This window comes from Sulfitobacter pontiacus, from assembly GCF_040790665.1.
GTDB classification, from domain to species: Bacteria; Pseudomonadota; Alphaproteobacteria; order Rhodobacterales; family Rhodobacteraceae; genus Sulfitobacter; species Sulfitobacter pontiacus.
On sequence record NZ_CP160849.1, the window covers coordinates 1435254 to 1449543 of the forward strand.

At 59.4% G+C, this 14290-nt stretch carries 14 protein-coding genes; 8 read left to right on the forward strand and 6 right to left on the reverse strand.

Translation table 11 applies throughout. From position 1 onward, the window contains the following. Positions 1–161 precede the first annotated feature (161 nt). From AB1495_RS06985 to AB1495_RS06995, 3 genes are read left to right on the forward strand one after another with little or no spacing between them, the layout of a single operon-like run. Positions 162–1247, forward strand: coding sequence for a histidine kinase dimerization/phosphoacceptor domain -containing protein (locus AB1495_RS06985; protein ID WP_005851056.1), 1086 nt, complete (start codon positions 162–164; stop codon positions 1245–1247). A 35-nt stretch (positions 1248–1282) separates the two neighbouring features. Continuing rightward, a complete protein-coding gene (locus AB1495_RS06990; protein WP_005851057.1) occupies positions 1283–1549 on the forward strand; it encodes a hypothetical protein in 267 nt (88 codons plus the stop codon). 12 nt (positions 1550–1561) lie between these two features. Further along, positions 1562–2188: a DUF1523 family protein gene (locus tag AB1495_RS06995; RefSeq protein WP_005851059.1), complete on the forward strand. Its 627-nt coding sequence runs from the start codon at positions 1562–1564 to the stop codon at positions 2186–2188. Positions 2189–2242: 54 nt separating this feature from the next. Here AB1495_RS06995 and AB1495_RS07000 read toward each other — a convergent pair whose 3' ends face one another. Then, a complete protein-coding gene (locus AB1495_RS07000) occupies positions 2243–2623 on the reverse strand; it encodes a histidine triad nucleotide-binding protein (protein ID WP_005851062.1) in 381 nt (126 codons plus the stop codon). 9 nt (positions 2624–2632) lie between these two features. Next, entirely contained in the window at positions 2633–4210 is a 1578-nt protein-coding gene (locus AB1495_RS07005; RefSeq protein WP_037964727.1) for a DUF5928 domain-containing protein, read from the reverse strand. 158 nt (positions 4211–4368) lie between these two features. Here AB1495_RS07005 and AB1495_RS07010 point away from each other — a divergent pair, with 158 nt between their 5' ends. From AB1495_RS07010 to AB1495_RS07025, 4 genes are all read left to right on the forward strand, one after another. After that, positions 4369–5187, forward strand: a complete 819-nt coding sequence (locus tag AB1495_RS07010; protein ID WP_074636161.1) for a sulfotransferase family protein — start codon at positions 4369–4371, stop codon at positions 5185–5187. Between the two features lie 94 nt (positions 5188–5281). After that, entirely contained in the window at positions 5282–5770 is a 489-nt protein-coding gene (smpB, locus tag AB1495_RS07015; RefSeq protein WP_009825868.1) for an SsrA-binding protein SmpB, read from the forward strand. A gap of 143 nt (positions 5771–5913) precedes the next feature. Continuing rightward, positions 5914–6768, forward strand: a complete 855-nt coding sequence (gene sseA, locus AB1495_RS07020; RefSeq protein WP_009825869.1) for a 3-mercaptopyruvate sulfurtransferase — start codon at positions 5914–5916, stop codon at positions 6766–6768. Beyond that, on the forward strand, positions 6768–7952 hold the full coding sequence (locus AB1495_RS07025) for an amino acid aminotransferase (RefSeq protein ID WP_064216295.1): 1185 nt from the start codon (positions 6768–6770) through the stop codon (positions 7950–7952). The genes sseA and AB1495_RS07025 overlap by 1 nt, the downstream gene beginning before the upstream one ends. A 163-nt stretch (positions 7953–8115) precedes the next feature. Here AB1495_RS07025 and AB1495_RS07030 read toward each other — a convergent pair whose 3' ends face one another. Both AB1495_RS07030 and AB1495_RS07035 read right to left on the reverse strand, forming a co-directional pair. After that, positions 8116–9417, reverse strand: coding sequence for an ammonium transporter (locus AB1495_RS07030; protein ID WP_005851078.1), 1302 nt, complete (start codon positions 9415–9417; stop codon positions 8116–8118). 25 nt (positions 9418–9442) lie between these two features. Continuing rightward, positions 9443–9781 carry a P-II family nitrogen regulator gene (locus AB1495_RS07035; protein ID WP_005851080.1) on the reverse strand — a complete coding sequence of 113 codons (339 nt, stop codon included), beginning with the start codon at positions 9779–9781 and terminating at the stop codon, positions 9443–9445. Positions 9782–10037: 256 nt separating this feature from the next. Between AB1495_RS07035 and AB1495_RS07040 the strand changes: the two genes are divergently transcribed. Continuing rightward, entirely contained in the window at positions 10038–12209 is a 2172-nt protein-coding gene (locus tag AB1495_RS07040; RefSeq protein ID WP_197145881.1) for a transglycosylase domain-containing protein, read from the forward strand. A 135-nt stretch (positions 12210–12344) separates the two neighbouring features. On the opposite strand, the gene AB1495_RS07045 is transcribed toward AB1495_RS07040, so the two are convergent. Both AB1495_RS07045 and AB1495_RS07050 read right to left on the reverse strand, forming a co-directional pair. Further along, the gene (locus AB1495_RS07045) at positions 12345–13199 is read right to left on the reverse strand and encodes a YdiY family protein (RefSeq protein WP_074636159.1); all 855 of its coding nucleotides are present in this window, start codon (positions 13197–13199) and stop codon (positions 12345–12347) included. Positions 13200–13355: 156 nt separating this feature from the next. Beyond that, positions 13356–14255 carry a LysR family transcriptional regulator gene (locus AB1495_RS07050; protein WP_074636157.1) on the reverse strand — a complete coding sequence of 300 codons (900 nt, stop codon included), beginning with the start codon at positions 14253–14255 and terminating at the stop codon, positions 13356–13358. Positions 14256–14290 lie beyond the last annotated feature (35 nt).

Below are 14290 nucleotides of genomic sequence, written 5' to 3' on the forward strand. Positions count from 1 at the left end.
GCGAGTACAAACAGGGAATATGGCTTGACGTACCCTGTCACGTCGATATCTTTACGCATCGCTGTCGCGGGATGGGGGTGTCAGGCCATATCCGTGCCTATCGCCTGCATCCTTAGTCTTGTTAAAAGTGCTTTCCGCACGCTGTTTCGTGAGTGTTCCCGATGAAAGCATCTTTGATAGAGCAAGAAGAAATGCGCCTCGCGTTGCTGCGGGGATATAATATTCTGGATACCGCCCCCGAAGAAGGGTTCGACGACATTACGCGCCTCGCGGCAGAGATTTGCGAGGTGCCGATCGCGCTGATCTCTTTGGTGGATGAAGACCGCCAGTGGTTCAAATCCAAGGTCGGGCTTGAAATTGACGGCAGCGACATCACCGACAGTATTTGCGCCCATGCCATCGCGGGCGATGACTACCTGGAGGTGACCGACACCACCGCCGATCCGCGCACCGCTGACAATAATTTCGTCACTGGCGAGGATTCGATCCGGTTCTATGCCGGTGCCTTGCTGGAGGATGACAAGAATCTGCCGCTCGGGACGCTCTGCGTGCTGGATAAGAAACCGCATCAGCTGAATGATTTTCAGCGCCGTGCGCTCAAGGTGCTGGCGGGACAGGCGATGCGGCAGATCGAGCTGCGCAAGGCACTGGCCGATGCCGAGGTGCTGCGCAAAGAGGTCGACCACCGCGTGAAAAACTCGCTCCAGTCCCTAGAGGCATTGATCCGCATCCAGATCCGCAGCGAAAAATCCCCCGAAGCCCGCGCCGCGCTGGACACCATTCAGGGCCGCCTGTCGACCATCAGTAGCCTGCATGAAGCGTTGTACCTGACTGAAACCGGTGCCGCGGTGGATATCGCAGCCTTCCTGAAGAAGGTCGCCCATTCCACCAGTGAACAATTGCCCGACGGGGTGCAGGTGAACATAGAGGTCGATCAGGCGCATCTGTCGTCCCGCTCTGCGTCATCCGTGGGGATGATCGTGAACGAGGCGATGACCAACGCTGCGAAATACGCCTATGAGGGCCGCAAACGCGGGACACTCGACCTGCGCGGCGAACGCAAGGGCGGCTTCTACCACCTCAGCTGCATTGACGACGGCCCCGGTATTCCCAAAGATCGGACCACGGGCACGGGGCTCGGCATGCGCATCCTGCTTGCCGCCGCGCAGCAATTGGGCGGAGAGCTGGAAACGCCAGAGCGTGAAAGCGGCGGCGAGATCAAGATCGTCTGGCCCGTCACCGACTGACACCCGGCCCGGGACACAAGAGAGGCGCAGGGATTATGCTGGCTTTGTTAAGGTTGATCGTCATCGGGTTCGTCGTTCTAACGATCATCTATATCGCCCTGTCGATCTATTCGCGTCGGGTGCGGCGCGGCAAGCTGTACCAGAAGTGGGCGGACGGGCCGCGTCTTGTGGATCGCGACATTTTCGTGCAACGAGGGCTCAAACGATATGACGGGTCGATCCGTCGCAAGTTGATCCTTGGGGTCTATATTGTCCCGGTGGGGCTGGTCATCCTGACCGTCTACCTCACCAACTTTAACTAAGGGGTAACGCCGATGGCGATCATCAAATGGACCTTCTGGGGTGTGATCTGGCTGATCATTGCCGCGTTCTTTCACTATACGCTGCCTCAGGTCGATATCGTGCGGATCACCGACACCTATGAAAAGCGCATCGACTTTGGCGAGAACTCGATCTTCTGGTCGCATGCGGATGTGGGCAACAGCACCGCCTTGGGCAACCGCGATGTTTTCTTTATCCAGACGCGTCGGGCCAAAGGCGATGTCATGGTCTACCGCAACGAGGATACCGGCTGGGGCTGGCCGCCGTATTTCAAGTTCGACACGACCAACCTGCAGGCCGAGGCATCTGATCTGAAGTCCGCCGCCGGTACGCCGCAGTATGTCGCGGTCAAGCATTACGGCTGGCGCAACGAGTTCCTGTCGATCTTCCCCAACGCGGTGTCCGTGCGCGTGGTGGACGGGCCGGATGCGAGCAAAGGCATCCCGTTCCTGAATATCATCATCCTGATCCTGTTTGCCGCGGTGGTCTATGCGATCTGGGTCCGCTGGCGTCGGTTCAAACGCGCGCGCATCGATCCGACGTTAGAGCGGCTGGAAGATGACATCGCCGAAAAGCAGGGCCGTTTCGCGCGCTGGCGGGCGGGTCGTAAAAACAAATAAGCGCGGCGCAAGATCACGCCGCGTCTTTTGCGCACTGATTGATGTCGTGACGGGTTAGCTGGGGCGCGCCACCATGCGCCCCATGGGCCGACCGCCCAGAATATGCACATGCAGGTGCGGGACTTCCTGAACCCCATGCGCGCCGGCATTGGCGATCATGCGAAACCCTTCGCCCGCGTCCAATGTGACCCCTTCGGCTTTGCAGACTTCCGAGATGGCGCGCACATAGCCCACGATTTCGGCATCGCTTGCCTCTGCCGCGAAGTGGTCAAAGCTGATGTAAGGGCCCTTGGGGATCACCAGCACATGCGTCGGCGCTTGGGGTTCGATATCGCGAAAGGCAAGCGCGTGGTCGGATTCATATACCGTGTTGTTCGGGATTTCGCCGCGCAGGATTTTGGCAAAGATGTTTTGGTCGTCGTAGCTGTAAGCCATGAGATGTCCTTAATCGGTGAAAAGATAATGTGTGTCGGCAATGGGCTGCGCCTGTTCCGGAGAGATGCGCAGGAAAGCGGCCAGCGCCTCGGCATTGTCCTGCGCCGAGGCTGTTTCGCGCATCCGGGCGTAGTTTTCAAACTGCGCGTCGCGGATGCGGTCGGATTCAAGGGTCAGGTCGTTCCGGATGGTGGGCAGCAGCCGTTCCAGCGTGTCGGCCGAGGTGCGTTCGCCCGCCAGCCCCACGCGCATGGCGTGGCCGATCAGGTAGTCATCCGAGAACTGGCATTCGATCTCGAGGACCCGTGTCATCGACCGGTCAGAGGCAAAGTCGTTCAGCAGGTCGATATCGCCGGGGTCCATGCAGACGATCAGCCGGTCGGCCTCGTAATAGTCGAACAGCATCCGCATCAGGGACCGCCGGTGGCGGGTGCGCTTGCCCAGACTGTTCTGGATGCCGCCAAGATCGGGCAGGGGGGTGTCCTGTTCGCTGAAAAGATATTCGATCGCGGGCAGATTGGTGACCTGACGCATCTGCTCTAGCACGCGTTTGGCGACATGCCACTTTTTGCACACGACAATCAGCAGCTCGCGCTCGCGCCCCAGCGTGCTCTCCGTCTCCCAGAAACGGGTAGAGAACCGCCGCCCGATCCGGCCCCGACCGGTCAGGAACTTGAACAGGTTACGCCCTTCGTTGCTGATCTGCAGTTCGACATCCTTGGCCGAATAGAGCAACCCCAACCGGCGCTTGAGGTCCGTCGCCTCGCTGCTGATCTTGCGTGCGAACAGATAGTCTTGGGCCAGCAGCAGATCGTAGTGGTCGTTATAGAAGGTCACCGGCATGCCGTAGTCGGTAAACATCAGGAACGTCAGCGTGCGCGCACGAATTTCGTTGTCGGGCACGATATGGCGCACGATGGTCTGAAAAAACGTCTCGTCCGGAATCCAGGTGGTCCTGAAAAACCGCATCACGTCTTTGCGCTTGCGGGTGAAGGCCATCACCGCCTCTATGGTCTGGCGGCGCAGGCACCACCACTGGCTGCCGATCTGGATTTGCAGGTCCGCAGGAATGTCGCGCGTCAGGCCAAGGCGTTTCTGCAGTTCGAACATGCCGTAGAACCGCTTTTTCTGGGTGCGCTCGTTGAACCAGTGACGGTAGATCAGCCGCTCTTCCTTCCAGCCGGTCTTGATCCAGTCGCTTTCGAAGTAGTCAAAGCTTTCGATGAAATCGACGTCGTTATCATCAAGGTAGTCGTGGATGTATTCGGCGGATTTGATTGCCATGCAATCGCCCGACAGCATGTAGAAGTGTGTGGCACGCGGAAAGGCATCAATCGCGCTTTCGACGGCGTTCAGCGTCGCCTGTACCAGCGACCATTCTCCCCAACCGCAGCGGATGCGTTTGCTTGCGAAGGTCACATTGGGGTTCTTGCCAAGCGCTTGGGTGATCTGTGCGAAATCGGTCGGGCTGGCCGAGGCGTCAAAGTGGATCGACATGTAATCGCCAGACGCCGTCAATCTCTCCGCCTGCTTGATGATCGCAACGGGGTCTTTGTGACACAAAAGGATATAGGCAATTCTGGCCATCGCGAAACACGCATCCCCTCTGCTCTGGACGAGTTTGTTAGATAAAGGCGAACAGCGATTGAATAAACCGCGAATATTTGCTTTTTCTATATTTCAGGCCATTCTGTCGCCATAAATGGCAGCATAAGTGCGAAAAAATTTAGGAGGCAGAGCCGATTATGGGTTTCCCAGGGACATGGATGACAGAAAGCGAAAGCGTGGTCTACCGCGTGGTGCCCAAATGCGCCTGTTCGACCATCGGGCAGATCATGTTCTATTCGGACCATGGCGAATTCTTTGACGGCGACATCCATGACGCGAAATCGGGCATGCACAAATGGGCGCATGACGACTCTCAGCCGTTGATCACGCGCAATGTGGAAAACCACAAATCCTACGCTTTCACCTGCGTGCGCAATCCATATACCCGCATCCTCAGCTCTTTCTTCGACAAGATCTGCGGCATCCAGCGCAATGGCCGGCGGTATCGCGGCAATCTGGTGCCGCTGCTCGTGCAGAAATACGGGATCGAGGTCGGCGGCGATGACGGTAAGCAAGAGTTTGACCAGATCGCCAGCTTCCGCCGCTTCCTGCTGTTTGCCCGCGACACCATCCGCTGGCGTCGCCCGATGGACCCGGACATCCACTGGTCCGCGCAATCGGGGCATGTCAGCACGTTCATCGTGAACGGCGGCACCTATGACAAGATCATCTGGACAGAGAAGTTCAACGACGGCATGCAAAGCGTGCTGGATGCCATCGACACGCCCCATGCGGTGAACCTGTCCGAAATTCCGCGGTTTAACGAATCCGAAGGCCACGGCCCCAAGCGCGCCCACCCGGTTGAGGATTACTTCGACGATCTGTCGATGCATCTGATGCGCGAGATCTTCAAAAAGGATTTCGAGCTGTTTAAATACGATTTCGACAATCCGGCAAACAAGATGCCCACGGCCGAGATCGACCTTGCCGAGGTGCACGCCAAGCTGGGCGACTAAGCGGGCAGGGCCGGCGCGCCCCGCCTGACGGTCCATGCGGTTATGCCCGCTGCGGCATCTTGCGCGCAGGGCCGCAACGCCCTACATCCTTGGCATGTCACAGGTTAAATCATCTTCCAAATCCGACCCGAACTACAAGGTCATCGCCGAAAACCGCCGCGCGCGGTTCGATTACGCGATCGACGATGATGTCGAATGCGGCATCATCCTTGAAGGGTCCGAGGTCAAATCCCTGCGCAACGGCGGTGCCAATATCGCCGAAAGCTATGCCGCCGTGGAAGATGGCGAGCTGTGGTTGGTGAACTCCTACGTCGCGCCTTACACGCAGGCCAAGACCTTCACCCACGAGGAACGCCGCCGCCGCAAGCTCTTGGTGTCCAAAAAGGAACTGTCGAACCTGTGGAATGAAACCCAACGCAAAGGCATGACGCTGGTCCCGATGGTGATGTATTTCAATCACCGCGGCATGGCCAAAATCAAGATCGGCATCGCCAAGGGTAAAAAGCTGCACGATAAACGGGAAACCGCCGCCAAGCGCGACTGGTCCCGCCAAAAGCAGCGTCTGCTGAAAGACCACGGCTGACGCCCCGTCCCGCTCTCGGGGTCTGAACGGAACACAATATGCCCATTTCCGGCCTGTGCTGCATGTGCACAGTCGCGGGCTCTTGCTTGCGGGGGCCGTCGCGGGTAGGCATTGAAAAACCTGTTCTAGAAGGGGGTGGACCCATGGCTGACAACCCGAAAACGCTTGTTTCAACCGATTGGCTGGCGCAGCACCTCAAGGATCCCGACCTGCGTCTGCTGGACGCGTCATGGTATCTGCCCGATGCAGGACGCGACCCCAAAGCCGAATACAATCAGGCGCATATCCCCGGCGCCCGCTTTTTCGACATCGACGAAATCTCGGATGGGCGGTCGGATATGCCGCATATGGCCCCGCCTGCTGAAAAGTTCATGTCGCGGATGCGCGCTATGGGTGTGGGCGACGGGCATCAGGTGGTGGTCTATGACGGGGCCGGCCTGCTGTCGGCTGCACGTGTGTGGTGGCTGTTCCGTCTGATGGGGCAGGAAAATGTCGCCGTGCTGGATGGGGGCCTGCCCAAATGGGTCGCCGAAGGTCGCCCCACCGAAGACATGCCCCCGATCCCCCGCGACCGCCACATGACCGTGCGGTTCCAGAACCAACTGGTGCGTGATGTGACGCAGGTCGCTCAGGCGTCCAAGCTCAAGGCACCGCAGATCGTGGATGCCCGCGCAGCAGCCCGCTTTCGCGGCGACGCGCCCGAACCCCGCGAAGGCCTGCGCGCTGGCCACATCCCCGGGTCGCGCAACCTGCCCTACACAGAGCTGTTGAACGACGACAAAACACTGAAATCCGTAGCCGAGACCAAAGCGGCTTTTGAAGCGGCGGGCATTGACTTGTCGCACCCTGTGATCACGACCTGCGGGTCCGGCATCACCGCGGCGATACTCGCGCTGGCACTGGAACGGATGGGCCATACCGATTGGTCCCTTTACGATGGATCTTGGGCAGAATGGGGGATGTTCCCCACCGTGCCCGTTGCGACCGGAGACGCATAATGTTCGAAACCCTACAGGCGCAGCCCGCCGATAAAATCCTTGCCTTGATGCAGATGTACAAGGATGATCCCCGCGAGACCAAGATCGACCTTGGCGTGGGCGTGTACAAGGATGCCACGGGGCTGACGCCCGTCATGCGCGCGGTCAAGGCGGCTGAACACCAACTGTGGGAAGCTCAGACCAGCAAAGCCTATACCGGTCTGGCGGGCGATCCTGCCTTTGGCGATGCGATGGTGCAGATGGTGCTTGGTGATGCGGTCCCCCGCGCACAGGTCGCCGCGGCGGCAACCCCGGGCGGGACCGGCGCGATTCGTCAAGCGTTCGAGCTGATCCAGATGGCCCGTCCTCAGGCGCGGGTGTTTGTGTCGAACCCGACATGGCCGAACCATCTGTCGATCCTGAAATATCTGGGGATGGAGATGGTCCCCTACCGCTATTTCGACGATGAAACCCGTGGCGTTGATTTTGACGGCATGATCGCCGACCTCAAGACCGCGCAAAAAGGCGATGTGGTCCTGCTGCACGGCTGCTGCCACAACCCGACAGGGGCCAACCTGAACGCCGCCGAATGGGACGCGGTGATCAAAGTGTTGCAAGACACCGGTGCCACCCCGATGATCGATATCGCCTACCAGGGCTTTGGCGACGGGCTTGACGCGGATGCGGCGGCCACGCGCAAGGTCGCGGCGGCGGTGCCTGAATGTCTGATCGCGGCAAGCTGCTCCAAGAACTTCGGGATTTACCGCGAACGCACCGGTATCCTGATGGCGCTATCGGCAGACACCTCGGCGCAAAAGCTGAACCAGGGCACGCTGGCCTTTCTCAACCGCCAGAACTTCAGCTTCCCGCCCGATCACGGGGCCCGCATCGTCACCACCATCCTGAACGATGACGCCTTGCGCAGCGACTGGATGGCCGAACTCGAAGACATCCGCAACACCATGCTGGGCCTGCGCAGCCAGCTCGCGGGCGAACTTCAGCGTCTCTCCGGCTCTGACCGCTTCGGTTTCCTTGCCGAACACCGCGGCATGTTCTCGCGCCTCGGAACCTCGTCTGACATGGTCGACAAGCTGCGCGAAGACCACGGCATCTATATGGTGGGTGACAGCCGCATGAACATCGCGGGGCTGAACGCCGAAACCGTGCCGATCCTCGCCAAGGCGATCATCGAGGTCGGCATCTAACCCGCCGCTTCACCCTTTCAAAAATACTCAAACCGCCGCGCTGGCATCTGGCGCGGCGGTTTTTGTTTGGGCGCATTGTCAGCCCTGCCCAGCATAACACGCGCGCAGCAAAAAGCCCGGGCGCGAACGCCCGGGCCTCTGCCTGCCTGCAGGAGTTTAGACCTTAGCTCTTGGAGAACTCAGGGTAGGCTTCCATGCCCAGTTCGGACACGTCCAGACCAGCGATCTCGGCTTCTTCGCTGACGCGGATGCCGGTGGTGGCTTTCAGGATCATCCACACGATTAGCGACACGATGAAGACAAAGGCACCAATAGAGGCAAAACCGATGATCTGTGTCACAAAGGATGTGCCGTCGGTGTAGACGGGAACAACCAGTGTGCCCCAGAAGCCTGCGATCAGGTGAACCGGGATCGCACCGACCACGTCATCGATCTTGAGCTTGTCGAGGAAGGGCACCGCGAAGACCACGATCGCACCGCCCACAGCACCGATCCAAAGCGCACCGAAGAGCGTCGGGTCAAGCGGGCCAGCTGTGATAGAGACCAGACCGGCCAGCGCGCCGTTCAGCACCATTGTCAGGTCGGGCTTTTTGTACAGCATCTGGGTCAGGACCAGCGCGGCGATGGCACCGGCAGCAGCAGCCATGTTGGTGTTGGCAAAGATCTGCGCAACAGCATCAGCGTCGATCATCGACCCCATGGCCAATTGCGAGCCGCCGTTGAAGCCGAACCAACCCAGCCACAGGATGAACGTGCCCAAAGTGGCGAGCGGCAGGTTCGAGCCCTGCATCGGGATCACACGACCGTCTTTGTATTTGCCGATACGGGGGCCAAGCACCAGCGCACCTGCCAGAGCCGCAAAGCCGCCCGCGGCGTGGACCAGAGTGGAGCCCGCGAAGTCGCTGAAGCCCGCGTCAGACAACCAGCCTGCGCCCCACTGCCAGCTTGCTTCGATCGGATAGATAAAGCCGGTCAGCACGATGGTGAAGATCAGGAAGGGCCACAGTTTGATACGCTCGGCCAATGTGCCCGAAACGATGGATGCGGTGGTCGCGCAGAACATCAGCTGGAAGAAGAAATCCGACGCGTTGGAATAGCCGCCCGCGTCAATCGCCGTCTTGATGTCCTTGGTTGCAAAAGTGCCGAACACGCCGGGGATGATCCACGCGTCGCCGGGGTACATGATGTTATAGCCGACCAGCCAGTAGAGGATGGCGGCCAGTGCGAAAAGCGCGATGTTCTTGGTCAGCTGGGTGGTCACGTTCTTGGACCGCACCAGGCCGGCTTCGAGCATGGCAAAACCCGCCGCCATCCAGAACACCAGAAAGCCGCCGATCAGGAACAGGATCGTGTTGAAAATGAAAGCAGTGTCAGCCGCGGTTGCATACTCGGCCTCCTGCGCGAAACCCAAGGACGGCAGCAGCGTCGCTGCGGCGGCAAGGGGAATAAGAAGTCGTGATGTCATGTCGTCAATTCCTCGGACGTGGGGGTCAGATGGCGTCTTCGCCGGTTTCGCCGGTGCGCACGCGCACGGCTTGTTCAACGTCGAGGACAAAGATTTTGCCGTCGCCGATCTTGCCGGTATGTGCGGTGCGGGTGATCGTCTCGACCATCTGGTCGGCCAGCGCATCTGCGACCACCAGTTCAAGCTTCACCTTGGGTACGAAGTTCACGACATATTCAGCGCCGCGGTAGATTTCGGTATGGCCGGATTGGGCACCGAAGCCCTTGATCTCGGTCACCATCAGGCCACGCACGCCCGCTTCGGTCAGTGCTTCGCGCACCTCCTCGAGCTTGAATGGCTTGATTGTTGCGATAATGAGTTTCACCTATAATCCCTCTTCCAGATGGCAGGTACTTCCTGCGTTATGCCTTGGATAAAAGAGCGGCCGGTGCCCCTTGAAGGAAGGGCGCATCGCGCTTAGTGCCTCTCTGGGCGAGCGTGTTTGCCTTATTATTGGGCGCTGTGGGGAATGTGCCTAATTATTGGGCGTTAATTAGACGGCGCAGCGGGGCGTCTGCGCTAAACAAACCGCGCTGTGCAGGATAGAGTGCGAAAAAAAAGAATGGTTCAGCGAGCAGCATATGAGTGATTCATCCAAACGGAAGCGGCCCTTGGTTGCCGATAAACGCACCGCGGGCAAAGGCGGCAAACCGCCCCGCAAGCCGGTCGCGAAAAAGGCTCCGGCCAAGCGCAAGCCTGCACGTCGTGCGCCTGCGCGCCCCAAGGGGCCTATTGGCTGGCTGGCCGCGCTGGTGCGGTGGGTCTTCCGTTTGATCTGGACGATCGTCTGGCGGGTGACTGCCGTGGCGGTGCTGATGGTTGCCTTGGCCGTCGGCTATTTCTACACCACGCTGCCGCCGCTCGAGGCGCTGCTGGATGGGCGTGCGCGAGGGTCTGTCACGCTCAAGGATCGCTATGGTGATGTCTTTGCATGGCGCGGGGATCAGTTCGGCGGCGTCGTCACCGCAGACAGCGTATCCCCCGCCCTGAAGAACGCGGTGATCGCGACAGAGGATAAACGCTTTTATCGTCACTTTGGTGTCAGCCCGCGCGGCATCGCTTCGGCGGTCAAGATCAACCTGAGCGAGGGCCGCGGACCCTTGTCCGGTCACGGGGGGTCGACGATCACGCAGCAGGTGGCCAAGCTGCTGTGTCTGGGTGAACCCTATGATGCGTCGTCGGGGCAGACGGAAAAGGAATACGAAGCCGAATGTCGCCGGTCCTCGCTGTCGCGCAAGGGCAAGGAAGCGCTGTTCTCCATGGCGATGGAAGCCAAGTATTCCAAGGATGATATCCTGTCGATCTACCTCAACCGCGCCTATATGGGCGGCGGTGCCTTTGGGGCCGAAGCCGCGGCGCAGCGCTTTTTTGGCAAACCGGCCGCCGCGTTGAAGCCTGCGGAGGGCGCGATGCTGGCGGGTCTGTTGACCGCACCGACCACCCTGTCACCGACCAATAATCTTGATCGGTCGCAAAGCCGTGCGGCAACCGTGATCCGCCTGATGGAGGATCAGGGCTATCTGTCAAAGGCAGAAGCGGATAACGCCATTGCCAATCCCGCAGAGCTGTCAGAAGCCGCAGAGGCCGAGGCGGGTGGCTATTTCGCGGATTGGGTGATGTCGTCGGGGCCGGAGTTCTTTACCCGCAACACGACCGAGGATGTGGTGATCAAGACCACCCTTGACCAAAAGATCCAGCGCGCCGCCGAGGAAGGTCTGAGTTGGGTGTTCGAAAACAAGGTCCGCGAAGGTTCCAAAGCGCAGGCGGCTGTGGTGATCATGTCTGCTGACGGGGCCGTGCGTGGCATGGTCGGTGGGCGCAAGACCAAGGTCGCGGGGGCCTTTAACCGCGCGACACAAGCGATGCGCCAGACTGGCTCTGCCTTCAAACCGTTTATCTATGCAGCGGCGCTGGATCTGGGGTATTCGCCCAACGACCTGATCGAAGACGCGCCCTATTGTCTGAACGTGCCGGGGTCGGGCCAATGGTGCCCGAAGAACTATACCAACAGCTTCAAGGGCAACGTGACGCTTACGACCGCGCTCAAGGATTCGCTGAACATTCCGGCGGTCAAAGTCTCGGAGAGTGTCGGCCGCGATGTGGTCAGCCAAGTGGCCGAACAGTTCGGTATCAAAAGCGATCTGGCCGCTGGTCCGGCGCTGGCGCTTGGGGCGTCCGAAAGCACGTTGCTTGAAATGACAGGCGCCTATGCCGGCATCCTGAACGGCGGGTCATCCGTTAAACCCTATGGGCTGATTGATCTGACGTTGCAGGGCGACACTGATCCGGTGATGGGCACCGGCGGCGGTATCGGCGAGCGGGTCATTCAGGAAGATGCCGCGCTGCAACTGGTCTATATGATGGAAAAGGTCGTGTCCGAAGGCACGGGGCAGCGGGCGCAATTTGGTGGTCGTGAACTGGCCGGTAAAACGGGCACGACACAGGCCAACCGCGACGCGTGGTTCATCGGTTTCTCTGCCGACTACGTGGCCGGTGTCTGGATGGGCTATGACGACAACACGCCGTTGACCGGTGTATCGGGGGGCGGGTTGCCCACCGAGATCTGGCAGCAGGTCATGATGCGCGTTCACGAAGGGCTGCCGAATACGCCGCTGCCGATGATCGTGCCGGAACCGCCAGTGGTGCAAGCCCCGCCGCAGCCTCAGCAACCGGCGCAGCCGCAGCGGGTGCCGCGTCAGGACAACCCGCTGGGCGTCATCGACAGGGTGCTGCGCGATATCTTTGGCGGGTAAAGACCCTGTCTCTGCCGCAGCACATTGCTTTGGAAACGAAAGAAGGGAGGCCGGGATATTCCGGCCTCCCTTCCTTTTGTCGCGTCCCCGAAGGCGGTACGAGGAGACCCGCCCCCGGGGGTTTGACGGTCTGGCTTAGAAGCCCAGAACCAGCGACACACCCAGGGTGTTGTCAGTGGATTTCAGGCCCGCAACCGGATCGGTGTTGTAGTCGGTACGGTAGCTTACGCGTGTCGACAGGTTGTCGGACATCTTGTAGTTGATGCCAGCGTCGTTCGACACGATGGTGTTCACGTCAGAGCCGACAATGTCGGTGTCCATGGTGAAGGATACGATGTCGTTGAACGCGTAGAAGTAGCGCGACGAGGCGATGAAGCCGACTTCGGTTTCGGAGGTGCCGGTTGCGTCTTTAAAGTAGCGTACACCGGGGCCCGCTTGAACGCGCCATGTGTTGTCTTCTTTATTGATCGCGCGGTAACCCGGACCAAAGCCCAAGAATGCGTCTGTTTCGGAACCGTCAACGGCTGCACCGGATGTATCGGTCAGGTAACCGTCATATTGGTAACGGGCCAGGCCGAACGCATAGAACTCGGGTGTGAAGTAGCGGCTACCTTCATAGGTACCAAAGAACTTCTCTTCGCTCTTGGTGCCGTTTGCTTCGCCGTATTCTACCGCAAAACCAACCAGGTGGTTCCAGTCGCCGACACCGTATGTCAGGCGGCCAGCGCCCGATACTTCGCCGTTGTCTGTGTTGCCGCTGGTGCCCGATGCGGACAGGGCGAAAGACCCGCGCCAGCCTTGGGCAACGCCATTGGCGCCATAACGTTCTGCGTCGGTGCCGCGGGCCAGGTCGGTGTTCACGTCATCGGTGATGTCTTCGATCTGGTCGTTCAGCGTTTCAATGCCAAGCGCACGTTGCTGCGCGAAAACTGGAGCAGCAGCCAAGAGTGCGATTACGGAAACCGCGGACGCTTTAAGTACTGTATTCATTGGGGAATCCTTTCCCTTAGAAGTGACCCGCCTCGTTGATTGAGGCGAGAGCATCTCTGCTGAGAATGGATTTAAGATAGGGGGTCAGATAAGTGAAATTCGAATAAATCGTGCATGAAGCAAGTATTACTTGTTTTAACTGCCCTTGAAGCGGAATTAAGGCGTCTTTTGCCCGTTGTCCAAGCTCTCGATCAGGATATTCTGTTGATTTTCAGCCGCTTGAGCGAGGTCCATCAAACTACGCCGTGCGATCGACAGCATCTCGGGGTCCAGATCTTCGCGCCAGACCACCCATGCGGGGTACGCAAAGCGTGGGGAATTTGCCACAACATGCAGTTTTCCAACGTCGAGATACCGTTGCACTGCCCGTGCGGGCAGGTAGGCAGCGGCGCGACGGTTGACGATATAGTCGGCCGCAAGCCCGCCAAGGGCCAATGATCGCCCCGAATTGGTCAGATGGGGCAGGGCGCTGGCGTGCATATGCGTAAACTCCGGCCCCCAGTCGACCGCGACATATTCTTTGCCAAGGTCTTTGACGTCCGTTTCAAAGGACGCGACGAGAATCAGTTCTTCTTCCAGCACGGGTTCGACGCGCAAACCGGGGCGCAGCTGCGGGGTGTAAAGCAAGGCGGCCTGAATAACCCCTTCGACCAGAAACCGCGTCAGCCGGTCGGACATGCCCATTTCGGCGTGAATACTAAGTTCGGGCATCATCGCTTGCATCGCGTCGATCCAGCGAAAGCCAAGCTTGTGCCAAAGGGCGTGCTGCGCGCCGAAGGAAAAGCTGCGGCTGTATCCTTCGGGGATCGCGATCTGCTGCCGGGCTTCTTCCCATATCTTAAGAAGGCTCAGCGCATATGAGGTGAATTGTTCGCCTTCCGAGGTCAGCACCGCCCCCGCTTTTGATCGTTTGAACAGCGGGTGGCCTAGGCTGTCCTCAAGCCGTTGCACGCGCAGGCTGACAGCGGATTGGGTGACAAACAGCCGTTCGGAAGCAGCGACAAAAGAGCCGGTGTTGGCGACTTCGATAAAGGTTTTGATCAGGGTGATATCCATGCCCTGATAATGATCCTCCGCAGGTCCGTTGCCAA

What these genes read in the sequence shown, in the direction of transcription:
- AB1495_RS07025 (WP_064216295.1), top strand. Translation starts at nt 6,768, where the DNA reads ATGTTCGAAACCCTACAGGCGCAGCCCGCCGATAAAATCCTTGCCTTG.
- AB1495_RS07005 (WP_037964727.1), bottom strand. Translation starts at nt 4,210, where the DNA reads ATGGCCAGAATTGCCTATATCCTTTTGTGTCACAAAGACCCCGTTGCG.
- AB1495_RS07045 (WP_074636159.1), bottom strand. Translation starts at nt 13,199, where the DNA reads ATGAATACAGTACTTAAAGCGTCCGCGGTTTCCGTAATCGCACTCTTG.
- AB1495_RS06985 (WP_005851056.1), top strand. Translation starts at nt 162, where the DNA reads ATGAAAGCATCTTTGATAGAGCAAGAAGAAATGCGCCTCGCGTTGCTG.
- smpB (WP_009825868.1), top strand. Translation starts at nt 5,282, where the DNA reads ATGTCACAGGTTAAATCATCTTCCAAATCCGACCCGAACTACAAGGTC.
- AB1495_RS07030 (WP_005851078.1), bottom strand. Translation starts at nt 9,417, where the DNA reads ATGACATCACGACTTCTTATTCCCCTTGCCGCCGCAGCGACGCTGCTG.
- AB1495_RS06995 (WP_005851059.1), top strand. Translation starts at nt 1,562, where the DNA reads ATGGCGATCATCAAATGGACCTTCTGGGGTGTGATCTGGCTGATCATT.
- AB1495_RS07010 (WP_074636161.1), top strand. Translation starts at nt 4,369, where the DNA reads ATGGGTTTCCCAGGGACATGGATGACAGAAAGCGAAAGCGTGGTCTAC.
- AB1495_RS06990 (WP_005851057.1), top strand. Translation starts at nt 1,283, where the DNA reads ATGCTGGCTTTGTTAAGGTTGATCGTCATCGGGTTCGTCGTTCTAACG.
- AB1495_RS07050 (WP_074636157.1), bottom strand. Translation starts at nt 14,255, where the DNA reads ATGGATATCACCCTGATCAAAACCTTTATCGAAGTCGCCAACACCGGC.
- sseA (WP_009825869.1), top strand. Translation starts at nt 5,914, where the DNA reads ATGGCTGACAACCCGAAAACGCTTGTTTCAACCGATTGGCTGGCGCAG.
- AB1495_RS07040 (WP_197145881.1), top strand. Translation starts at nt 10,038, where the DNA reads ATGAGTGATTCATCCAAACGGAAGCGGCCCTTGGTTGCCGATAAACGC.
- AB1495_RS07000 (WP_005851062.1), bottom strand. Translation starts at nt 2,623, where the DNA reads ATGGCTTACAGCTACGACGACCAAAACATCTTTGCCAAAATCCTGCGC.